19 protein-coding genes and 2 pseudogenes are annotated in these 22,020 nt (G+C 56.6%); 18 read left to right on the top strand and 3 right to left on the bottom strand.

Going from position 1 to position 22,020, the window contains the following annotated elements:
* Positions 1-11: 11 nt before the first annotated feature.
* Positions 12-329, bottom strand: coding sequence for a hypothetical protein (locus WN53_RS27220; RefSeq protein ID WP_071784990.1), 318 nt, complete (start codon positions 327-329; stop codon positions 12-14).
* A 445-nt stretch (positions 330-774) separates the two neighbouring features.
* Here WN53_RS27220 and WN53_RS10960 point away from each other — a divergent pair, with 445 nt between their 5' ends.
* From WN53_RS10960 to WN53_RS10920, 9 genes are all read left to right on the top strand, one after another.
* The gene (locus tag WN53_RS10960) at positions 775-1,308 is read left to right on the top strand and encodes a fimbrial protein (RefSeq protein WP_024485840.1); all 534 of its coding nucleotides are present in this window, start codon (positions 775-777) and stop codon (positions 1,306-1,308) included.
* 98 nt (positions 1,309-1,406) lie between these two features.
* Positions 1,407-1,943 (top strand): fimbrial protein, encoded by a 537-nt coding sequence (locus WN53_RS10955; RefSeq protein WP_024485841.1) that lies wholly within the window; start codon positions 1,407-1,409, stop codon positions 1,941-1,943.
* A 52-nt stretch (positions 1,944-1,995) separates the two neighbouring features.
* Positions 1,996-4,551, top strand: coding sequence for an outer membrane usher protein (locus WN53_RS10950; RefSeq protein WP_046808056.1), 2,556 nt, complete (start codon positions 1,996-1,998; stop codon positions 4,549-4,551).
* Positions 4,552-4,665: 114 nt separating this feature from the next.
* Entirely contained in the window at positions 4,666-5,421 is a 756-nt protein-coding gene (locus tag WN53_RS10945; RefSeq protein ID WP_037411457.1) for a fimbria/pilus periplasmic chaperone, read from the top strand.
* Positions 5,422-5,479: 58 nt separating this feature from the next.
* A complete protein-coding gene (locus WN53_RS10940) occupies positions 5,480-6,139 on the top strand; it encodes a fimbrial protein (protein WP_024483425.1) in 660 nt (219 codons plus the stop codon).
* A 13-nt stretch (positions 6,140-6,152) separates the two neighbouring features.
* The gene (locus tag WN53_RS10935) at positions 6,153-6,656 is read left to right on the top strand and encodes a fimbrial protein (protein WP_046808055.1); all 504 of its coding nucleotides are present in this window, start codon (positions 6,153-6,155) and stop codon (positions 6,654-6,656) included.
* Positions 6,657-6,668: 12 nt separating this feature from the next.
* Positions 6,669-7,169 carry a fimbrial protein gene (locus WN53_RS10930; RefSeq protein ID WP_024483423.1) on the top strand — a complete coding sequence of 167 codons (501 nt, stop codon included), beginning with the start codon at positions 6,669-6,671 and terminating at the stop codon, positions 7,167-7,169.
* Positions 7,170-7,179: 10 nt separating this feature from the next.
* Positions 7,180-7,755, top strand: a complete 576-nt coding sequence (locus WN53_RS10925) for a fimbrial protein (RefSeq protein ID WP_024483422.1) — start codon at positions 7,180-7,182, stop codon at positions 7,753-7,755.
* 17 nt (positions 7,756-7,772) lie between these two features.
* Positions 7,773-8,759, top strand: coding sequence for an RNA-directed DNA polymerase (locus WN53_RS10920; protein WP_037411456.1), 987 nt, complete (start codon positions 7,773-7,775; stop codon positions 8,757-8,759).
* 1,438 nt (positions 8,760-10,197) lie between these two features.
* On the opposite strand, the pseudogene WN53_RS10910 reads toward WN53_RS10920, so the two are convergent.
* A pseudogene (locus WN53_RS10910) lies at positions 10,198-11,542 on the bottom strand (ISNCY family transposase).
* 124 nt (positions 11,543-11,666) lie between these two features.
* On the opposite strand from WN53_RS10910, the pseudogene WN53_RS10905 reads away from it, so the two are divergent.
* From WN53_RS10905 to ridA, 9 genes and pseudogenes are all read left to right on the top strand, one after another.
* Positions 11,667-13,057: pseudogene (locus WN53_RS10905) on the top strand (IS3 family transposase).
* A gap of 65 nt (positions 13,058-13,122) precedes the next feature.
* A complete protein-coding gene (locus WN53_RS10895; protein WP_024483419.1) occupies positions 13,123-14,691 on the top strand; it encodes an ABC transporter substrate-binding protein in 1,569 nt (522 codons plus the stop codon).
* Between the two features lie 11 nt (positions 14,692-14,702).
* A complete protein-coding gene (locus tag WN53_RS10890) occupies positions 14,703-15,755 on the top strand; it encodes an ABC transporter permease (protein WP_024483418.1) in 1,053 nt (350 codons plus the stop codon).
* A complete protein-coding gene (locus tag WN53_RS10885; protein ID WP_024483417.1) occupies positions 15,752-16,573 on the top strand; it encodes an ABC transporter permease in 822 nt (273 codons plus the stop codon). Before WN53_RS10890 ends, WN53_RS10885 begins: the two co-directional genes overlap by 4 nt.
* Positions 16,566-17,402, top strand: a complete 837-nt coding sequence (locus WN53_RS10880) for an ABC transporter ATP-binding protein (RefSeq protein WP_024483416.1) — start codon at positions 16,566-16,568, stop codon at positions 17,400-17,402. Before WN53_RS10885 ends, WN53_RS10880 begins: the two co-directional genes overlap by 8 nt.
* Positions 17,389-18,105 (top strand): ABC transporter ATP-binding protein, encoded by a 717-nt coding sequence (locus WN53_RS10875; protein ID WP_024483415.1) that lies wholly within the window; start codon positions 17,389-17,391, stop codon positions 18,103-18,105. Before WN53_RS10880 ends, WN53_RS10875 begins: the two co-directional genes overlap by 14 nt.
* Positions 18,106-18,453: 348 nt before the next feature.
* A complete protein-coding gene (pyrB, locus tag WN53_RS10870; protein WP_024483414.1) occupies positions 18,454-19,389 on the top strand; it encodes an aspartate carbamoyltransferase in 936 nt (311 codons plus the stop codon).
* 12 nt (positions 19,390-19,401) lie between these two features.
* Positions 19,402-19,866 carry an aspartate carbamoyltransferase regulatory subunit gene (gene pyrI, locus WN53_RS10865; RefSeq protein WP_021807800.1) on the top strand — a complete coding sequence of 155 codons (465 nt, stop codon included), beginning with the start codon at positions 19,402-19,404 and terminating at the stop codon, positions 19,864-19,866.
* Positions 19,867-20,013: 147 nt separating this feature from the next.
* A complete protein-coding gene (ridA, locus tag WN53_RS10860; protein WP_024483413.1) occupies positions 20,014-20,400 on the top strand; it encodes a 2-iminobutanoate/2-iminopropanoate deaminase in 387 nt (128 codons plus the stop codon).
* Positions 20,401-20,804: 404 nt separating this feature from the next.
* Here ridA and metC read toward each other — a convergent pair whose 3' ends face one another.
* Entirely contained in the window at positions 20,805-21,992 is a 1,188-nt protein-coding gene (gene metC, locus WN53_RS10855) for a cystathionine beta-lyase (protein WP_024483412.1), read from the bottom strand.
* Positions 21,993-22,020: the final 28 nt, after the last annotated feature.

Raw genomic sequence — 22,020 nt, 5'->3', positions numbered from 1 at the left:
CTCGCTCTTTATTATTTATTAATGACTTTATCCGGTAAAGAATTATCGGCTGGAGAGGGGATGGTTTTCTCTATCGGAAACCAGCGTAGCGAATTGTTTACTGCACTATTACTGACGACGACATGATTTTTTCTAACCATATCGAGTAGTAAATAACGTGCTCGATAAATCCCGATATCAAGAGCCATCGCCAGTTGCCGCGTAGAAGGCCAACTCGTCTGCGGTGGTAACCTATTGTTTGTTACTGACGGTGCTAACTGTTGCAAAGCGATAAGTAACGCGTGTTGTAGCCGGAGGCTTTCTCTGCGTGTGACCTTTAGCTCCGCCATTGTATTCGCTCCAAGATCCCATCCACATCCACATCCAATGCCGTTATGTGCTACTAAGTGTGGGGATATTCCCATTTATTGGTTCATTGTAGTGAAATTGTTTGCTTTGGCAATCTATAAAGTTGTATATAATTTCAATTACAGTTGATTATATCGCAATGGCGGTTTTCACGATCGTATATTTTGATTTTTACTGAAAAAGAAAATGCTGTTGGTTTTATATTGTTTTTTTATTTGGTGTTGAGAAAAAAGCTCCCAGTTTAGGTTTTTTTTTGCAATAATTAATTTCAGAACGGAGGCGCTCTTTGTTCTTATTCTGGATCTGCATACTGTACTGTTTTAATGTGAGTCTATTTTATCTCTTATTGCTTTTTGCGTAATGGATTGTGCAGTCCGTGGTCCGGAAATAAAAATTTAATCATTAATTATCTTAGGAAATTTACAAATGAACCTGAATAAGACACTTCTGGCTGCCGTAATTGCATTTGGTTCAGCATCTATGGCTCATGCCGCTGACCAGGGTCACGGTAAAGTTACTTTCACCGGTTCTATTATAGACGCACCGTGCTCTATCGCACCGGAGTCTATCGATCAGACCGTTGACCTGGGGCAGATTTCCAATGCGGCGCTGGCAAACAGTGGCCAGTCCACACCAAGGAACTTTGATATCAAGCTGGAAGACTGCTCATTCGGCACAAAGGCTGCCAAGAACAAGGTCCAGGTGACCTTCAGCGGTATGGAATCTGTGGCGGGTAACGGTCTGCTGGGGATCACCGGTAATGCCAAGGGCGCCAGCGTAGCCATCACTGACGGCACGGGTACAGTGATTGAGCTAGGTAAACCAACTAAAGAACAGACTTTGCAGGACGGTAACGGCACGCTGACCTTCGCGGCTTACATGCAGGGTGATGGCGCATCAGCAACCATTACCGAAGGTGATTTCCAGGCGGTGACTGACTTTACCCTGGCGTACAACTAAGCCCCTTTTATTCCCCTTATTTTAAATAGTGATGTGTCTAAGCATGCGGGGTTTCCGCATGCTCTTTTTATGCGAGTCGCCCAAAGGAATAATGGAAGATGCACATTAATAGAAAAACGTTAATCGTATTTTCCTGTCTGTTTCCCCCTGTATTCTTTTCTGCGTATGCCGCCGGTGACCTGGCGGGATGGGGGCAGGTCAATATGCAGGGCAGTATTATCGATACCGCCTGCGCCATTGCGGTGGACAGTCGTGAGCAAAGTATCGATATGGGGGTTATTCCCGTGGCGGATATTGTTCGTGATGGCCAGGGGCGCAGTAAACGCTTTTCAATAGATCTGGTTGATTGTGTGCTTGAGCGCCCGGGAAAAGCGGACTGGAAACACTTCCAGGTGACCTTTGACGGTGACACGGAAGGGAATTTATTTGGTGTTCGCGGCGGCGCGTCCGGGGTGGGACTGCAAATTTCTGATGGCTCGGGGAATATTGCGTTACCCGGAAAAGTCTTGCCGTTTGTCGATATTATTCCCGGCAGCATGCAATTGAATTACTCCCTGAAACTGGTGGCGAATAATCACGCATTGAAGCCCGGCGATTATTTTTCGTCAATTCGTTTCAAACTGGATTATTTCTGAATACCTCGCGCAGTGCATCGGCAACGATTATTTAAAATAAAAAGGTAAGGGTATGGGTTTGTCACCAACAGGAAAACGGGTTCGACTCCAGGCGGTGGGGCTGTGCGTCTCGCTGGCACTGGACTCACCGATGACCCTGGTCTACGCGGCAGATGACATTCAGTTCAACACGGATGTGCTGGACGTCAACGACCGCAAAAATATCGACCTGAGCCAGTTTTCCCGTGGGGGCTACATCATGCCGGGTACCTACGGCATGGTGGTGCATATCAACAAGAATGACCTGCCGGAGCAGCAAATCCCGTTTTATGCGCCGAAGGCGGATCCGAACGGCAGCCGGGCCTGTATCAGCCAGGCGCTGGTGAACGAGCTGGGGTTCAAGGAGGGCGTGCTCAAGGATCTGACCTGGTGGCATGACGGTGAGTGTCTGGATGAGGGCAGCGTGCCGGGGATGGAGGTGCGGGGTGACCTGGCCACCAATGCCCTGTACCTGAGCATCCCGCAGGCCTTCCTAGAGTACAGCGATGAGAATTGGGATCCGCCGTCACGTTGGGACGAAGGCATTCCCGGGTTGCTGTTGGACTACAACCTTAACGGCCGTAGTCAGCATCAGCAGCGAGACGGCAGTAATACACAAACCCTGAGCGGTAACGGCACGGCCGGGGCTAACCTGGGGTCCTGGCGCCTGCGAGCAGACTGGCAGGCCAACCTCGAGCGCCAGACCGGTAGCGGTCAGTCGTCTCGTCAGCAGTTGGACTGGAGTCGGTATTACGCCTACCGGGCGGTGCCGTCGCTACGCTCGAAGCTGACGGTCGGGGAGGACTATCTGGATTCGGGCATGTTCGACAGTTTCCGCTTTACCGGGGTGAGTCTGATATCAGACGACAACATGCTGCCGCCCAACCTGCGCGGGTATGCGCCGGAAGTGGTTGGGGTGGCGAAGACCAACGCCAAGGTGGTCATCAGCCAGCAGGGGCGGGTACTGTATGAAACCACCGTGGCTTCAGGGCCGTTCCGCATTCAGGACATCAACGATTCGGTCAGCGGTGAGCTGAACGTGCGGGTAGAGGAACAGGACGGCAGCGTGCAGCAGTTTGTGGTGAACACGGCGAGCATTCCGTACCTGACGCGGCCGGGGTCGGTGCGCTTCAAGTTGGCGGCTGGCAAACCCTCGGACTGGGAACATCACTCGCGCGGCCCGATATTCGGCACCGGTGAATTTTCCTGGGGGGTCAGCAACGGCTGGTCGCTGTACGGGGGCGCGCTAGCGGGCGGGGATTATAACGCGTTGTCACTGGGTATCGGGCGTGACCTGATGCTGTTGGGGGCGTTGTCGTTCGACGCCACGCAGTCCCGGGCGCGGTTGCCGCAGGGAGGCGGTACGCTCAGTGGCGGCTCTTATCGTCTGAGTTACTCGAAGAACTTTGACGAGTACGACAGTCAAGTCACGTTTGCTGGCTACCGCTTCTCGGAACAGGACTTCATGAGCATGAGCGAGTATCTGGACGCGCGTTATTACGGCACCCGGACAGGCAACGGCAAGGAGATGTACACCGTCACCTTCAACAAGCACTTCCGGGACTGGGGACTGAGCAGCTACATCAACTACAGCCATCAGACCTACTGGGACCGGCCGGCCAACGATCGTTACAACCTGACTGTATCGCGTTATTTCGACGTGGGGCGGTTTAAAAACCTGAGTCTGTCGCTGTCGGCGTACCGCAATGAATATAACGGCACCAAAGACGACGGGGCTTACCTGTCGCTGTCGATGCCGTGGGGGAGCAACGCCACGGTGAGCTACAACACCACGGTGAACCGTAACGACACCACGCATCAGGTGGGGTACTCCGACCGGATTGATGAGCACAATACCTACCAACTGCGCGCCGGCAGCTCACGCAGTGGGGCGAACGTGAACGGGTATTACAACCATGAAGGCGACACGACGCGCATGAGTGCCAATGCCAGCTACCAGGAAGGGCGCTACAGCGCCGTCGGCATGTCGTTGCAGGGCGGAATGACGCTGACGGCGAACGGCGGTGCACTGCACCGTGCCGGCACGGCGGGCGGCACCCGGATGCTGATTGATACCCAGGGCGTACCGGACGTGCCGGTGCGCGGGTACGGCAGTACCAGCCGGACCAATGCCTGGGGCAAGGCGATCATCGGCGATGTGAACAGCTACTACCGCAACAAGGCGAGCATCGATGTGAACCAACTGGGTGATAACGCCGAAGCGACGAAGTCTGTGGTGCAGGCGACGCTGACCGAAGGCGCGATTGGTTACCGTCAATTCGACGTAATTGCCGGTGCCAAGGCGATGGCGGTGATCAAACTGGCCGACGGCAGCGAGCCACCGTTTGGCGCGACGGTGATGAATGCCCGCAAACAGGAGACCGGCCTGGTCAACGACGGCGGCAGCGTCTACCTGAGCGGCATTAACGCCGGTGACACGATGACGGTGCACTGGGGTGGGGTGGCGCAGTGCGAGGTGCGGATGCCGACCCCGCTACCGGCGGACATGCTGATGAATACGCTGTTGTTGCCGTGCCATCCGGTGAGCGCCAGTGCCCCAGAGCCTGACGGAGATAAACCCACGGCGTGACAACACAAGCCTGTGCCACTGAGTGACGAGAGCGGCATGCGGTGTTAACTAACCTATTTCACAGGCCCTGAGGCCGGGAAAGAGACAATGCGAAACGACTTATTGAAAACGACTATGCCTTCACGCCGCAGCACCGGCACGACCGCGCTGCTGACCGTCGCCCTGCTGGGAAGTATGGTGGCCCAGCAGGCGCAGGCAGCGATAGCCCTGGACCGGACCCGGATCATCTTCGACGGCAGCCAGAAATCGGTGAGCCTGAACGTCAGCAACCAGAACAAGCAGTTGCCGTATCTGGCACAGGGCTGGATCGAAGACGACCAGGGCAACAAAATCCAGAGCCCCCTCACGGTACTGCCGCCGGTGCAGCGCATCGAGCCCGGCAAGCCGAGCCAGGTGAAAGTCCAGGCGCTGCCGGTGGTGACGACGCTGCCGCAGGACCGCGAGACGGTGTATTACTTCAACCTGCGGGAAATCCCGCCGAAGAGCAGCAAGCCGAACACGCTGCAAATCGCGTTGCAGACGCGTATCAAGCTGTTCTACCGCCCGACGGCCATCGCGATGGACAAGAACGCGCCGCCGCCGCAGGAGCAAATGACCCTGAGCAAACAGGGCGACAAGTACGTGGTCAATAATCCGACGCCGTATTACGTCACCCTGGTTGACGCGAGCAACAAGAAAGACGGCCCGGGCATCAAAAACTTCGAGCCGATGATGGTGCCGCCCAAGGGTAACCTGCCGCTGACGGTGAGTGCGGCGGCGGTGGGCAACAGCCCGGTGCTGACCTACGTCAACGACTACGGCGGCCGACCGCAACTGAGTTTCAGCTGCAACGGTAGCACCTGCACCGTGATACCGGCGAAGACGGCGTAGCAGAACCGTATCGGGTGGTGCCGGGCACCGGCGAAGCGAAGGGAGACAGGATATGAGCATGACACACGAGACAGGCAGATACCGGCAGGGCCCGCACGGGGCGACCGAGCTGAAGTACTACGCCACGCTGGCCGGATTGGCGCTGATGGTACCGCTGACGCTGGGCATGATGATGTGGCTGTTGCCCGGCGCGCAGGCGAAGGCCGATAACTGGGACATTGAAGGGGCTAATGGCTCTCTGTATGTGTACGGCGCGCTGACAGAAAGCGCCTGTCGGCTGGACATGACCAGCGCCCATCAGGATGTCGCATTGGGCGAGGTGGGAACGGGGCGTTTGCAGACGATTGGCGCTCGCGGCGAACCGGTCCGGGTTGAACTGCGCCTGGCGGATTGCCTGCGCAGCCCGGCGGGCAGTATCGACGTACGGACTGGCGGTCTGACCTGGGCGGACAATCAGCCGGCGGTGACGGTGAGCTTTAACGCCCCCCGTGACGCCGATAACCCGCAGTTGCTGAAGGCGCGGGGTGTCTCCGGCCTCGGGTTGCGCATGGAGAATGCGCAGGGCGAAGACGTGCGCCTGGGCAGCCGGGGCAAGCCGCTGCTGCTGACGCCGGGACAGAACACGCTGAGCTACACCGTGACCCCGGAACGCACCCCCGCCCCCCTGATGGCCGGCAGCTATCGGGCCGTGGTGGATTTTCATCTGAGTTATGACTGAGGTGGGCAGGACGATGAAGGACCCCCTGACGCGGCATCAACATGCCTGGCAGACACTGGCCGCCTTACTGTCCGCACTGCCGCTGCTGGCATGGGCTGCGGCCACGGCCACGGTCACGGTCAAGGTCACCGTGGTGGCACCGCTGCCCTGCATGATAAACGATGACCGCCCAATTGAAGTGGAATTCGGTGACGTGATGACTACCCGGGTGGACGGCGACAACTACAAAATGCCGGTCAATTACACGCTGTCATGCACAGGCCCGGCCTCCAATGCGATGAAGCTTCAGGTGAAGGGTACGGGCGCCGCGTTTGACGCCACGGTGCTGCAGACCAAAATAACCGGGCTCGGCATCGAACTGCGCCATGGCGACAGCAAGATGGCCGTCAACAGCTGGCTGAACTTCACCTATCCAAACAAGCCCGAACTGTGGGCCGTGCCGGTAAAACAGGCCGGCGCGACCCTCGCGGGGGGCGAATTCAGTGCGGGTGCCACGATGGCCGTGGATTACCAGTAACGGGAGCGGAGCATGACCAAAACGATAAGCGTCCTGTTGCTGGCCTGCGGCCTGATGGGGAGCATCGCCCCGGCACAGGCCAAGGACGGTGAGGCGGACATGACGTTTCACGGCACCCTGATAGAGCCGCCGCCTTGCACCATCAACGACGGTAATCAGGTGGATGTCGACTTCGGCGAGCGGGTGGGTATCAACAAAGTGGACGGGGTGAACTACCGTCAGCCGTTGAATTACCAAATCACCTGTGACAAAGCCGTCGGCGGCAGTTGGGCGCTGACGCTCAGCCTGAGTGGCAGTGTGGCCGGGTTCGACAGTGAGGCCTTGCTGACAGACAAAACCAGCCTCGGCATACGGGTGTACCAGAACGACACGCCCTTCACCCCGAACAGCACGCTGAAGATAAACCTGGACAGCCCGCCCCGTCTTGAGGCTGTGCCGATAAAACAAGCGGGTGCCACGCTGACCGAAGGGGCCTTTGAGGCCTGGGCCACGCTGCGTGCCGACTATGAATAAGGTGCACGAGATGAAATGGAAATTGGGCAAACGTCAGCGTACAGGACATCCCCGCTCCGGGGCTGCCGCCCTGCTGTTGGCGCTGGCGCTGATTGTCGTGCCGCCGGTAACCCAGGCCGCGGATGACAACAACGTGCACCTGCACGGTGCCCTGGTGGCAGAGCCCTGTGTGATACCTCCGGGCGATGAAGAAATCACGCTGGATTTTGGCACCATCATTGACAAGTACTTGTATCTGAACACGAGAACCCTGGGTCAGGCCTTCGAGATACACCTGGAGGAATGTGACCTGACGCTGGGCAAGACGGTCAGCGTGCGCTTTAGCGGCACGGAAAGCAGCGCCCTGCCGGGCCTGCTGGCCCTGGACGGCAGCAGTGGGGCCACGGGGATTGCCATAGGGCTTGAGACGCCGTCGGCCCAACCGCTGCCGCTCAATCAGGCGAGCGATAAATTGCTGTTGCAGGCAGGGAGCACCAATATTGCGCTGAAGGCCTATGTGCAGGGCGAGCCGGATGCGCTCAGGAACCAGCGTATCGAACGCGGACCCTTCAGTGCGGTGGCGACTTTCAATCTCGAATATGAGTAAGAGAAACCTCACAGACCGTGACAGACACGCAGACAGAAGAAAGCACAGCGCGGAACTGGGAAGCGGCATACCGCTGGTTATGTCAGCGACGGCAACACGCGCCACCGAATGCTGATGTGTGGGATTTACGCTTTACGTGGCCACAGCAGCAGTTTCAATGGCTAAAGCGGGTGCTGGCAGGGGAGTACCGGCTGTCGCCGATGCAAGTCTATCGGCGGCGAAATAAAAGCTGGGTGCAATGGTCGGCGCATGATGCGCTGGTCCTCAAGTGGGTAGCGATACAGATCGCCGGGAAACTACCCAGGAACGTGCATTGCCATCACCTGAAAGGGCACGGTGGCGTCAGCGGGTCGACACAATGTGTCTCCTCCGCCTGGCAAAGTGGGGAATGGCGTTATGTGTACCGCACAGATATCCGGGGCTATTACCGGCATATTTTAAAACACCAGGTGGCCGGACAGTTGCACTGGCATATCGCCGATGTGGTCTGCCGAGACCTGTGCCTGCAATGGCTCCATTACAGCATTGAGGACGGCGGCGAGATAGTGACGCCGGAAAAAGGCATTTGCCGTGGCAGTGCGTTGAGCCCACTCATTGGTGGCAGTTTATTACGACATGTTGACAGTTATTTTGCGACGCGTGAGGAGATATTTTATGCCCGATATATGGATGACTTTATTTTTTTCACGAAAACGCGTTGGCATTTACGCAAGGCAATCAAGCGACTGCATGAATTTTTTGATTTGGGTGGATTTGAAACACACCCAGATAAAACGCAATTGGGGAAAATTGAACATGGCTTTGACTGGCTGGGGCTCTGGTATGCCCCCGAAGGGCCCCGGATAGCGCCGAGGGCAGAACAAAACCATCGGGAACGTATTGCGCGGCTTTATGAGCAGGCACGCAGGCGGAAACTGTCGAAGGCAGAGACCGCCCTGCATGTGCGGGAATATGAAACTCGGTGGATGACATGGGCAAAATACCTCTTACAGAATGCTGAGTGAGTGATTGCCTGACTTAATCAACAATGGAATAGGGCTCAGTCATGCTGCACCGTCCAACCATCCACGCTCTGATCTGTGTGGCTCTTCTCAGCTGCCACCATGCCCGCGGTGGGGAGCCCCCCGTCTCGATTGGGTATGGCTATGCCGACATGGGTAGCGTCACAGGTCTGCCCGACGGGGAGGGGTTCAAACTGCAAGGCACCATATACTTTTCTAGTTACTGGGCACCGGACAACGTGATGGTACCACCGGGCATGCACTATATGTCGTACATCCAGTACGAAAGGGGCGAGGGGAACGGTATGAACTGTACATCGGCCACCGGGGGCGTTGGCCTGTGTAATTTTACGGTGGTTCCCGGCAGGCCTCTCGTAGAAGCTCTCCGGAATATACCATCCAACCATGTGTACGGGCCGGCCTCCTGGATACGTACTTCGTCCCTAGGGGCGCTCTGCGGTGGGTGGGTTCTGTCTGCCACCCGTGATGCCGCCCTCGGGTCCTATGCTATCGGATCCTTTACCTGTGGGGTGCGACCTGAAGGCACGGCATGTCTGATCGGCCCGGCGTCTCTCGATATAACCATGACGGTCGAACTGGGTGGCACGGGCCGTGGATTGGCCCATGGGTCGGTTGCCTGCAACCGTGTAGTAGACGTACGGCTCCGTACACCCGCGATACCCGGTAGCCGCCTGAACCTGGGGGCCTCCGAGGGAGCTCCGATCGCTGAATTGTCAATAAATGGACGACCCGCGTGGCGTGGTGCTGATATACGTGTCGATGGAAGCGCTGGGTTTATTGTGAGTGCGAACGTCGAACGTACCGATACCGCAGGTGAATTCTCCGGGAGTACTGCCTTGATTATCGAATACCTATAATACATTACCATGGTTGTAGTGGCATAGTGACTAAGGCCACGCGGCTAGAGGTGGTAATATCATCTCGAAGCCAATGCTTAGGGGACGGTATGACCGGCCGTAACCGACGCCGTTGCATCCCTGAGTTCACAGCGGCTCAGCGCAGATAGTAGCCAATCAACCATACACCGTGGCCGCTGCTCCTGCCGGAATGACTGTCGGCATCTCCACGATGGGTAAGTGGGTTCGGCAGGGGTAAGAAGAACTAACAGGAAAATCACCCATAGCGTCACCAATGACACCTGATCAAGTCGGGGGGCCTTGCGCCAGCTGCCGCCTGTGGTTTCCTGGCGGCTACGGATTCGTTCCGTATGCAGGGACGGGAAATAGGGCGACGCGTCCGCACATAGGGTGTTCTTTGGGTCGGCAAGACCCACGTATCGCTTCAGTGGTGTGGTGGGTTTTCGCGCTTAGGTTTTTGTAACTCATTGAAAATGTTAGAATTTATACCAAAAGTTGAAATGTCACCCTGGTTTCCAATTTTAAAATGTCACGTTGGTGAATGTTAAAAAGAGAAAAGGGCTTTAGCGTTTGAGACTGGCTCTGAACTCTTCGGGGTTGGCCAAGACCGGATTGATGACCCTGAGTTGTTCCTGGATTCTGGCCTGAGCCCGGCGTTTTGGCATCTTTGCTGCGCTCCCTTTGGCCCTCCCGGTCCCGTTCACCTTGCTGGACCTGCGCCAGCTTCAGTACGGCGCCGAGGCGCTTGTTGTCCACGATAGCGCCCTGGTCAACGATGGCCAACTTGTCAAAGACCTGATAGGCCAGCGTTCTGTGGCCAGATTTGAACGCCAACGTGCCGTCGGGGTAGTCATAAACCATGATTTTCTCGCCAGCAATCCGTGTGTTTTCCTCTGTGGGTTCAACCAGATATAACATCTTATCGTATTGGAATGTCTGGGGTTTCGAGATTGTTCTGAGCTCCTGCCAGGCAAAGATATCATCCAGCGCTGCCGGCTGTTCGTTGACCGGCCGATGGAGATTTTTTGGGTTTTTTGGGGCCTTAGCAAAGCGGCGGTTGAAGTCTAGGATGAAGCTGTCCAGCCAAACATTGGCTTCTTCGCTACTGCTGATGTTCTCGAGTCGCATCTCTTTGATTAATCGGTCCTGGAGCGTCAGGTTGGCACGCTCGACGCGGCCTTTGGCCTGCGAACTATTGGCACAGATAAGCTCGATGTTCAGGTCAGGCAGAACGCGTCCAAACTGCGTGGTGCCGGTGCGACGAGTTTCAGCCTGGCTGACGCGAAATACGGCATGCTTATCACTGTAGAACGCCACAGGTTTACCATGTTTATCAATATATTCCCGCGTCGCCAGCATGTAATCGAAAGCCGATTCTGTTTCACAGAACCGCAGGTGCATCAGCCGACCGGTAGCGTCATCAATGTAAACCAACAGGCAGCATTTTGATGCACGACCTTCAAACCAGTCATGGTGAGAGCCGTCGATTTGAATGAGCTCGCCAAGACAGTCGCGGCGATACCGGGGCTGATAAACGCGTGCTTTACGCCGGACATGTGGAACCCAAAGGCCATCAGCAATCATCCAGTGGCGTACGGTTTCTACAGAGATCGATATTTGGTGGCGCTCGCTGAGCTTTTCTGTGGCTAATGTGGGTCCGAAGTCGCTGTATTTTTCACGTAGCAGAGCCAGAATTTTCATTCTTAGTTGCTCCGGAAGATTGTGGTTTCCCGGCTTGCCACGCTTTAAGCTGGCGAGCCCTGGAGTTCCTGACAAGCGGAACTTATCCATCAGGCGCTGAACCTGACGTTCGCTGAGATCCAGCTGGCTTGCAGCATCACGGCGACGTAACCGTTTTTCACAAACAGACTGGATAATCTGGGCGCGAACTAACTCCTTATCAGACATAGTCCCAACATTTTTGGGATCCCTGAAGTCACAAAAGATTAGAGCCTTTATGCCTGAAAAAGGGACATTTCTAAATGGTTAAAAGGGGATGCGGACGATTTCCTGGACTCCCAGGAGAGAAACAATGTTTACCGAAGCAGAACGGATCCGCGCAATTGAGCTTTACTTTAAATACGGCAGAAAACTGGCTCCCGTGGTTCGTGATCTGGGGTACCCCTCTAAAAGAAATCTGCGACGCTGGATCCGTTTATGGGAAGCGAGTGGCGGTGTTACAGAAACCATACGCCGTAAGCCACGTTACTCTGATGTGCAAAAGCAGGCTGCTGTTGAACATTATCTTAACCATGGTTGCTGCCTGGCATTTACCACCAGGACTCTCGGTTATCCCTGCTGTGATGTACTGGCTCGCTGGGTTAATGAACTTCACCCCGACAGACGGCTTACCTTCACCAGTACAATCAATCAGAATGCGCCCTTTGAACCAAAGCTGAAACGTCAGGCAGTTATGGCGCTCTGTACACGACGTGTATCTGCCGGTGAAATCGCCAGAAATATTGGTGTCAGTCGCACGGTATTGTATAAATGGAAAGATGAAATCATAGGCAACGGGGCTTACCAGGCCATGCGCAAACACAAGGCACCTTCCCCTGAGGAGGAGCGCGATGCGCTGCGGGAAGAAATTGCCCGACTTAATCAGGAAATACAGCGTCAGCAGATGGAGCTGGATATCCTGAAAAAAGCGAAGGAAATCATAAAAAAAGACCCGGGCATCAGCGTCAGCACTCTGACAAACAGGGAAAAAACAAAGATCGTTGATGCCCTGAGAGAAACGCATCCTCTGGCAGAACTGCTGAGTGTCTTGGCGCTTGCACGTAGCAGTTATTTTTATCACCGGGTGGCTCTGCGTGCGGGAGATAAATACGTGACCGTTCGCGGCACAATGGCAGAGATCTTTAACGGCAATTACCGTTGTTATGGCTATCGTCGCCTGCATGCGATGCTCAGGCAGGAAGGTCTGCGGCTCTCTGAAAAGGTGGTGCGCAGGCTGATGGCGGAAGAGCAGCTTGTTGTCAGTCGTTCCCGTCGCCAGTGGTGGACTGCTTCGATGGCAAAGTGGTGAGCTGGTCGCTCAGTACACGCCCAGATGCAGAGCTGGCCAATACGATGCTGGAAGGCGCGATCGGCACGTTAAACGCAGGCGATCGTCCGGTCATCTACAGTGACAGAGGCGGGCATTACCGCTGGCCGGGATGGCTGGCGCGGGTGAATACGGCAGGTCTTATCCGCTCGATGTCCCGCAAGGGGTGTTCACCGGATAATGCGGCGTGCGAAGGGTTCTTCGGTCGGCTGAAAACTGAAATGTATTACGGTCGTGAGTGGTCAAACGTGACGCTGGAAAACTTCATGCAGCGTGTGGATGCTTACATCCGGTGGTATAACGAACGACGTATTAAACTGTCGCTGGGCGCAGTCAGCCCGGAAGTGTATCGGCGACAACTTGGGATCACACAGTAAATCAGTCCAGGAAAACATCCGCATCCCCATTTCTGGTTTACCGGCACATTTAAGGGAAAACGTCTATGAAAGCCAAAGTCTTGCCGCTGTTTATTCTTGCCGCCCTCTCCACCACTGCACTGGCCGCCACGCCGCCGAATACGCTGGTGGTGGTGCAGTCACTGGATGATATTGTCAGCCTGGATCCGGCGGAGGCCAATGAGCTTTCCAGCATCCAGACCGTACCCAGCCTCTATCAACGCCTGGTGCAGGCCGATCGTGATAATCCAGCCAAGGTGATCCCGGTGCTGGCGGAAAGCTGGCAAGATGATGCCGCCGCCAAGACCCTGACGATCAAACTGCGCCCACAGGCAACGTTTTCCTCCGGTAACCCTCTGACCGCCGACGACGTGATTTTCTCTTACACCCGCGCGGTGAAGATGAACAAGTCACCGGCGTTTATCCTCAACGTTCTCGGCTGGCAGCCGGACAATATCGAACAGCAGCTGAAAAAGATCGACGACCATACCGTGCAACTAAGCTGGACGGCAGACGTCAGCCCAGCGGTTGCCCTGAATATCCTCTCGACGCCGATCGCCTCAATCGTCGACAGCAAAGCCGTGCAGCCTAACGTGAAGGGTGACGATTTCGGCAACGCCTGGTTGAAGATGCACTCTGCGGGCAGCGGCCCGTTCAAGATGCGGGTTTACCAGCCGCACCAGGCGATCGTGCTGGATGCCAACCCAACCTCACCGGGCGATAAACCACTGCTGAGCAACATCATTATCAAAAACGTGCCAGACCCAAGCGCGCGCCGCCTGCTGATCCAGCAAGGGGATGCCGACGTGGCGCGTGAACTCGGCCCGGATCAAACCGCCGCGCTAAAAAGCCAGGCAGGTGTGAAGGTGCTGGAAATCCCTTCCGCCGAGCAAAACTATCTGGTGTTCAACACCGGTAATACCGCCAACCCGCTGCTGAAGAACCCGGCCTTCTGGGAAGCGGCCCGCTATCTGGTGGATTATCAGGGCATCACCAAAGATCTGCTGAAAGGGCAATACTTCGTCCATCAAAGCTTCCTGCCGGTCGGCCTACCGGGGGCGCTGGAAGATAACCCGTTCAGCTTCGATCCGGCCAAAGCCAAGGCGATCCTGGAAAAAGCCGGGATCACCAACGCCAGCCTGACGCTGGACGTGGAAAACAAACCGCCGTTTATCACCATCGCCCAGTCGCTCCAGGCCAGCTTTGCCCAAGGTGGCGTGAAGCTCGATCTGTTGCCTGCCGCCGGTAGCCAGGTCTATGCCCGCGTACGCGCCAAGCAGCATCAGGCAGCGATCCGCTTGTGGATCCCGGATTACTTCGATGCGCACTCCAATGCCAGCGCCTTCGCCTATAACGATGGCAAAAGCAGCACGGTAGCCGGACTGAACAGTTGGCAGATCCCTGAGTTGAGCAAACAAACGCTGGCAGCAGTCGCTGAGGCCGATCCAGCCAAACGCACCGCGCTCTATACCGCCATGCAGCAGGAATTACAGCGTAGCTCGCCGTATGTGTTTATCGATCAGGCCAAAACGCAGGTGGTGCTGCGCGATAACGTCAAAGGCTATCAACAGGGCCTGAATGCGGATATGGTCTATTACGATCGCGTTAGCAAATAATCAGGATTGTCATGTCGGTAGCAATAAAATCCACGCCGGGAAGTAGTTCCCGGCGTCGTCTTTGGGGATTGGCGCAGGGGCTGCTCACGCTGGCGCTGACCCTGTTCGGCCTGTTGTTGATCACCTTCTTACTGTCTGCGCTGTCGCCAGTAGATCGCGTGTTGCAGATCGTCGGCGATCACGCCAGCGCTGCCACCTATGAGCAGGTAAAACAGCAGCTTGGCCTGGATCGCTCTTTGTCGGTGCAGTTCTGGCACTATCTGGAGCGACTGGCCCATGGCGATCTCGGCACCGCCAGCGCCACCGGCCAGCCAGTGTTGCTGGATTTGCTGCATGCCTTCCCGGCCACGTTGGAATTGGCCACGCTGTCGTTGGTGATTGGTGCCCCGCTCGGCGTGCTGGCAGGCGTCTTGTGTGCGCGTTTTGCCGGCAGCAAGCTGGATATCGGCGTACGTTTTATTACCCTGCTCGGTAACTCGGTACCCATCTTCTGGCTGGGGCTGCTGATGCTGTTGCTGTTCTACGCCAAGCTACAGTGGAGCGCCGGGCCGGGGCGGTTAGACGATATCTACCAATACACCGTGGAGGCCAAAACCGGCTTCGCGCTGATTGATACCTGGCTTTCCGGCGATGCAGGAGCCGTGCGCAATGCGTTGGCACATCTGGTGCTGCCGGTCTGCCTGCTGGCCTATTATTCGTTGGCCAGCATTACCCGCCTGACCCGCTCCGCCTGCCTGAGCGAACTAAATAAAGAGTACATCACCCTGGCACGCGCCAAAGGGGCCAGCGAGATGCGCATCATGTTCCGCCACGTGCTGCCCAATATCAGCGGCACCCTGCTGACGGTGATCGCTCTTGCCTATACCAGCATGCTGGAGGGGGCGGTATTGACCGAAACCGTGTTCTCCTGGCCGGGTATTGGCCGCTATCTGACCACCGCGCTGTTTGCCGGGGACACCACCGCCATCATGGGCGGCACGCTGTTGATCGGCCTGTGCTTTGTGATTATCAACAATCTCACTGACTTGCTGGTGCGCTTGCTCGATCCGAGGGCGCGCCAATGACCATGACGCTACTTAAACGTTCGCCTTCCGCCACCTGCGGAGCCACCATCCTGCTGTTACTGGTGCTGATAGCGCTGTTTGCGCCTTGGTTGGCACCGGTCGATCCCAACTGGCAGAATGCTGCCAACCGCCTATTACCGCCGGGAGCTGGCCATTGGCTCGGCACCGACAGCTATGGCCGCGACGTCCTTTCCCGCCTGATTTACGGCACCCGGCCAACCCTTGGGCTGGTGCTGCTGGTCACGGCCATCACCCTGCCGCTCGGCCTGCTGATTGGCGTGCTATCCGGCTATTACGGCGGCTGGCTGGAGCGCGTGCTGATGCGCTTTACCGACGTGGTCATGTCGATGCCACGGCTGATCCTGGCCTTCGCCTTTGTGGCGATGCTCGGCCCTGGGCTGGTTAATGGCGCGCTGGCGTTGGCGCTCACCACCTGGCCCGCCTATGCCCGCCAGGCCAGAGCCGAGATCCAACTACTGCGTAAAAGCGACTACCTGGCCGCCGCCGAGATGATGGGCATTCAGGGGCCGCGCCTGCTATGGGGCCATATTCTGCCCATGTGCCTGCCCTCTGCCGTCGTCCGGCTAGCATTGGATCTGGCGGGGATTATTCTGGCCGCCGCCGGTCTGGGATTCCTGGGGCTGGGTGCCCGACCGCCGATGGCGGAATGGGGATCGATGGTGGCCGACGGTATGCAGGTGATCTTCGATCAGTGGTGGATCGCCGCGATCCCTGGCTGTGCGATCCTGATCAGCAGCCTGGCGTTTAACCTGCTGGGCGACGGCCTGCGCGACTTACTGGATCCGCATCATGACTGAACCACTGCTGGCAGCACAGAACCTGAGTATCGAATTTAACGGCCACAAAGTGGTGGATAGCCTTTCTTTCAGCATTGGCCGGGAGAAAGTGGCGCTGGTGGGGGAATCCGGCTCTGGCAAATCCATGACCGCCCGCGCCCTGATGGGGCTGGTGCGTAAGCCGGGCATCGTCACCGCCGATAAGCTGCACTATCGTGATACCGATTTACTGAAGCTTCAGCCACGCCAATGGAACGAGGTACGCGGCGCCAAAATCGCCATGGTGCTACAAGATCCGCGCTATGCATTGAATCCAGTGCGCAGCATTGGTAAGCAGATCGAAGAATCCCTGGTGCTGCATAACGCACTAACCCGGGCCGATCGCCATGAGCGGGTGCTGAACTCACTGGCCGCCGTCGGCTTACCGGAGAGCCTGTATCACAGCTACCCCGGCCAGCTTTCCGGCGGCATGGGGCAACGTGCCATGTTGGCGATTGCGCTGGTCAACGATCCGCAACTGCTGATTGCCGATGAGCCAACCTCGGCGCTGGATGCCAGATTGCGTAATCAGATCCTCGATCTGATCGTCGAACAAACCACGCGCCGTAACATGGGGCTGTTGCTGATCAGCCACGATCTGCCGCTGGTGGCCGAGCGTTGCGATCGGGTGTTGGTGATGTATCAGGGAAAACTGGTGGATCAGGGGATCGCGGCCAACCTGCCGCTAGCGACCCATCCTTACACTCGCACGCTGTGGGCCTGCCGCCCTAATGCCAGCACCTACGGCCAGGATCTGCCGGTGCTGGATCGCAGCATCGATTTTACCCGGAGCGAACATGGCGCTGATTGAAATTGAAAACTTGCAGGTCAGCTTCCCGCAGGGCAACGGCCATAAGATCGCCGTGGAGTCGGTGAGCTTTGGCGTCAAGGCCGGGGAAACCTTCAGCATGATTGGCGCTTCCGGCTGTGGCAAGTCTACCGTGCTGCGCGTGCTGGCCGGTTTGCAACGTGAATGGCGTGGCGAAATACGGTTGCTCGGTCAGACCTTGCAACCCCAGCAACGCTTCACCGGCCAATTACGCCGCGACGTGCAGATGGTGTTTCAAGATCCCTACGCTTCGCTGCACCCGCAGCATCAGATTGCCCGTACGCTGGGTGAACCGTTGAAGATCCACGGTGAAAAACACATTACGGCGCGGATTGACGAAGCCTTGCGGCAGGTAGGGCTGAGCGCGGCCACGGCACAGCGCTATCCCCACCAGCTTTCCGGCGGCCAGCGCCAGCGCGTCGCTATCGCCCGTGCCTTGCTGCTGCGGCCTAAGCTGCTGCTCTTGGATGAACCCACCTCGGCACTGGATATGTCGGTGCAGGCGGAGATCCTCAACCTGCTCAACCACCTGAAACGCGAGCATGGCATGACCTATCTGCTGGTCAGCCACGACGGTGACGTGATTGCCCATATGTCCGAACGCGCCGCCCTGATGGAGAACGGTCACATCGTGCAGCATTACGACCGGGCTGCCTTACAGGCCGGTGAGCATATGCGAGATTAAGCGCTAGCGGCAACATGGTCAAACAACCAGACACCGAGTTCTACTCGCAGCGGTAATCGCCAAGCCAATCGATTGCGAAATCGCAAAAAGTGGTGTTTTTACCCTTGCAGAGAAAAAAAGCGCGAGTATAATGCGCGACAATTTGCCAGGAGAAAGCATGAAAAACGACCTTTGTTTTGTTCGCCACACTCGACAAAACCGCCAGCCAATCGGCGGGCAACTGCCGTTATTTCCCCTGTTGCATGAATCATCATTTAAAGCCCCTCGTTGAGGGGCTTTTTTTTGTCCAAAGCATTGCTATTACATTGAAAAGCCCCGCGCCAAGGGCACGAGTCGAGGAGAGTGAACATGGCCAATCCGCTGTATCGCAAGAACATCATCTCTATTAACGATCTCAGCCGTGAAGATCTGGAGCTGGTGCTCAGCACCGCCGCCAGCCTGAAAGCTAACCCGCAGCCGGAGCTGCTCAAACACCTGGTGATCGCCAGCTGCTTCTTTGAAGCGTCTACGCGTACCCGCCTGTCGTTTGAGACCGCCATCCAGCGCCTGGGGGCTTCGGTGGTCGGCTTCTCCGACAGCAGCAACACCTCCCTCGGCAAAAAGGGCGAAACGCTGGCCGATACCATCTCGGTGATCAGCACCTATGTTGATGCCATCGTAATGCGTCATCCGCAGGAAGGGGCTTCCCGTCTGGCCGCTGAATTCTCTGGCGGTATCCCGGTGTTGAACGCCGGTGACGGCTCAAACCAGCACCCGACCCAAACGCTGCTGGATCTGTTCACCATCCAGGAAACCCAGGGCCGCCTGAGCAATATCAATATCGCCATGGTCGGCGACCTGAAATATGGCCGCACCGTGCACTCACTCACCCAGGCACTGGCAAAATACGAAGGGAACCACTTCTTCTTCATCGCACCAGATGCCCTGGCGATGCCGAGCTATATCCTGAAGATGCTGGACGAAAAAGGCATCTCTTACAGCCGCCACAACAGCATTGAAGAAGTGGTGCCGGAACTGGATATTCTGTATATGACCCGCGTGCAGAAAGAGCGCCTGGACCCGTCCGAATACGCCAACGTGAAGGCGCAGTTCATCCTGCGGGCTTCCGATCTGGCCGGTGCCCGAGACAACATGAAAGTGCTGCATCCACTGCCGCGCATCGATGAGATTGCCATTGAGGTGGACAAGACACCGTATGCCCACTATTTCCAACAGGCAGGCAACGGTATTTACGCCCGTCAGGCGCTGTTGGCACTGGTTTTAAACGCAGATTTGGCTCTTTAAGGGGGAACCGTCATGACTCACGATAACAAACTCCAGGTTGAAGCGATCAAGTGCGGCACGGTGATCGACCATATTCCGGCGCAAATCGGCTTTAAGCTGCTCTCGCTGTTCAAACTGACCGCCACCGATCAGCGCATCACCATCGGCCTGAACCTGCCCTCCAAAGAGCTGGGCCGCAAGGATTTGATCAAGATCGAGAACACCTTCCTGACCGAGCAGCAGGCCAACCAGCTGGCGATGTACGCGCCCAAGGCTACGGTCAACCGTATCGATAACTATGAAGTGGTGCGCAAGCTGACGCTCAGCCTGCCGGATCATATCGACGGCGTGCTGACCTGCCCGAACAGCAACTGCATCAGCCGTAGCGAACCGGTGGCATCCAGTTTCAGCGTCAAATCCCATGCAGGGGAAGTGCACCTCAAGTGCCGTTACTGCGAGAAAGAGTTCGATCATCAAGTGGTGTTACAGACCGACTAAAATCCTCCGTTTTACCAGGGTATGCCGCTGTTAATCTGGCGGGTACCCTTTATAATGGTGCGTCGTAGGGCGCTGCATGCTGCGTCCATGTGAGTTTACGGCGGGTCGACTCGCCGTTTGAACAACAACAGGATATCAGGAGAAAAAATGTCACGTAATATCAGCACTGAACTCGCGCCAGCCGCCATTGGTCCTTACGTGCAGGGCGTTGACCTGGGCAGCATGATCATCACTTCCGGCCAGATCCCGGTCGATCCAAAAACCGGTGCCGTACCCGATGATGTTGCCGATCAAGCGCGTCAGTCATTGGCCAACGTGAAGGCGATCGTGGAAGCCGCAGGCCTGAAAGTGGGCGACATCGTTAAAACCACCGTTTTCGTCAAAGATCTCAACGATTTCGCTACCGTTAACGCGGCCTATGAAGCGTTCTTCACCGAGCACAACGCCTCGTTCCCAGCGCGTTCTTGCGTTGAAGTGGCGCGTTTGCCAAAAGACGTGAAAATCGAGATCGAAGCCATCGCCGTTCGCCGTTAATCGGCAACCCGGTGCGATCGAATACGGCCAGCCTTTGCTGGCCGTTTGTTTTTTCGTCATCATCAATCTGAAACATTCATCCGCAAAATCACTCTCGTTCAAAGCCACGAGTTAGATGGGTTCTACAAGCTCGCCAAATGTTCTGGTTTTACCAAGATGCGTTCTCCCTCACCCCAACTCTCTCCCCAAGGAGAGGGAGCCAGTTCAGTGCTGTTGTCAGGTGTAGGAGTCAATCTGTGACATGTTCCGTCCCCTTCACAAGGAGAGGGAGCCAGATCGGTGTTGTAGTCGAGTGCGGGAGTCAAATTGTGGCTCGTTCAGAGCTGTCGCTATAGTCGGACACAAAGCCCAATCAGTGGCACGGTAGGTCCCCTCTCCCTGTGGGAGAGGGTTAGGGTGAGGGGTCACTTCAGACGCGCAAAGCCCGCCTCCAGATCGGCGATCAGATCGTCAATATTCTCAAAACCAATATGAACACGCACTAACGTGCCGGTAAAGTCCACCTTGGCCGCCGGGCGGATCTCGTTCAATTCTTCCGGCTGGTTGGCCAAGATCAGCGATTCAAACCCGCCCCATGAATAGGCCATGCTGAAGTGCTCAAAATGGTCCAGATAGTGGGCAACCTGCTCATTGGTCAGCCGTGCTTTCAGCACAAAAGAGAATAACCCGCAGCTACCGCTGAAATCCCGCTGGAAGAATTCATGCCCTTTACAAGAAGGCAGCGCCGGATGGTTAACCCTCTCCACCTCTGGCCGCGCCGCCAACCATTGGGCAATGGCAATGCTGCTGATCTCATGTTGCTTGAGGCGGACACCCAACGTTCTCAGGCCACGGCTGCCGTTATAGGCGGTATCCGCGTCGGCCATTTGCCCCATCAGGTAGGAATTCTCACGCAGTTGGTCCCAGCAACGGGCGTTCGACACGGCGGTACCCAGCATGGCGTCGGAATGGCCGATGATATATTTGGTTCCAGCCTGAATAGAGATATCCACATCAAAATCCAGCGCCTTGAACAGAATGCCCGCCGCCCAGGTGTTATCAATCATAATGACAATCTCTGGATTCACCGCTCGAGCAGCCTTCACCATCGCCGGTACGTCTTGGACTTCCATGGTGATAGAGCTCGGGGATTCCAGGAACAGCACTTTGGTATTGGGCTGGATCAGCTCGGCGATCCCGGCACCGATCAGTGGATCGTAATAGGTGGTTGCCACGCCCAGCTTGCTCAGGATCTTGTTGCAGAAATCCTGCGTCGGCTCATAGGCGGCCCCTGTCATCAGGATATGGTCGCCACTGGCAACAAACGCCAGGATAGCATTGGTGACGGCGGCGGCCCCGCAAGGGTAAAGCGAACAGCCTACCCCGCCTTCCAGTTCTGCCATCGCATCCTGGAATGAGAAATGCGTCAGGGTGCCGCGACGCCCGTAGAATAACTCCCCTTTGGCACGGTTGGCAGTGGCAAACTTTTTGGCCTTCACCGTATCGAAGGTTAAGGAAGAGGCGCGTTGGATCACCGGGTTAACCGATCCTTGAGTGAATCGAGGCTTACGGCCAGCGGTGACCAGGGCGGTTTCTATCTTTTTAGATGTCATAACAAGTTGCCTACTTTTATCGTTAATC

Origin of the sequence: Serratia fonticola, assembly GCF_001006005.1 — a bacterium.
Classification (GTDB): domain Bacteria; phylum Pseudomonadota; class Gammaproteobacteria; order Enterobacterales; family Enterobacteriaceae; genus Chania; species Chania fonticola.
The sequence above is the reverse complement of the archived record's forward strand: the minus strand, read 5'-3'. Positions and strand labels throughout refer to the sequence as shown.

Bases quoted from the DNA above. Each gene is read 5' to 3' on its own strand.
- WN53_RS10940 (WP_024483425.1), top strand. From the start codon at position 5,480: ATGACACACGAGACAGGCAGATACCGGCAGGGCCCGCACGGGGCGACC.
- pyrB (WP_024483414.1), top strand. From the start codon at position 18,454: ATGGCCAATCCGCTGTATCGCAAGAACATCATCTCTATTAACGATCTC.
- WN53_RS10890 (WP_024483418.1), top strand. From the start codon at position 14,703: ATGTCGGTAGCAATAAAATCCACGCCGGGAAGTAGTTCCCGGCGTCGT.
- WN53_RS10955 (WP_024485841.1), top strand. From the start codon at position 1,407: ATGCACATTAATAGAAAAACGTTAATCGTATTTTCCTGTCTGTTTCCC.
- pyrI (WP_021807800.1), top strand. From the start codon at position 19,402: ATGACTCACGATAACAAACTCCAGGTTGAAGCGATCAAGTGCGGCACG.
- WN53_RS10925 (WP_024483422.1), top strand. From the start codon at position 7,180: ATGAAATGGAAATTGGGCAAACGTCAGCGTACAGGACATCCCCGCTCC.
- metC (WP_024483412.1), bottom strand. From the start codon at position 21,992: ATGACATCTAAAAAGATAGAAACCGCCCTGGTCACCGCTGGCCGTAAG.
- WN53_RS10935 (WP_046808055.1), top strand. From the start codon at position 6,153: ATGAAGGACCCCCTGACGCGGCATCAACATGCCTGGCAGACACTGGCC.
- WN53_RS10875 (WP_024483415.1), top strand. From the start codon at position 17,389: ATGGCGCTGATTGAAATTGAAAACTTGCAGGTCAGCTTCCCGCAGGGC.
- WN53_RS10885 (WP_024483417.1), top strand. From the start codon at position 15,752: ATGACCATGACGCTACTTAAACGTTCGCCTTCCGCCACCTGCGGAGCC.
- WN53_RS10895 (WP_024483419.1), top strand. From the start codon at position 13,123: ATGAAAGCCAAAGTCTTGCCGCTGTTTATTCTTGCCGCCCTCTCCACC.
- WN53_RS10945 (WP_037411457.1), top strand. From the start codon at position 4,666: ATGCCTTCACGCCGCAGCACCGGCACGACCGCGCTGCTGACCGTCGCC.
- WN53_RS10880 (WP_024483416.1), top strand. From the start codon at position 16,566: ATGACTGAACCACTGCTGGCAGCACAGAACCTGAGTATCGAATTTAAC.
- WN53_RS10960 (WP_024485840.1), top strand. From the start codon at position 775: ATGAACCTGAATAAGACACTTCTGGCTGCCGTAATTGCATTTGGTTCA.
- WN53_RS10950 (WP_046808056.1), top strand. From the start codon at position 1,996: ATGGGTTTGTCACCAACAGGAAAACGGGTTCGACTCCAGGCGGTGGGG.
- ridA (WP_024483413.1), top strand. From the start codon at position 20,014: ATGTCACGTAATATCAGCACTGAACTCGCGCCAGCCGCCATTGGTCCT.
- WN53_RS27220 (WP_071784990.1), bottom strand. From the start codon at position 329: ATGGCGGAGCTAAAGGTCACACGCAGAGAAAGCCTCCGGCTACAACAC.
- WN53_RS10930 (WP_024483423.1), top strand. From the start codon at position 6,669: ATGACCAAAACGATAAGCGTCCTGTTGCTGGCCTGCGGCCTGATGGGG.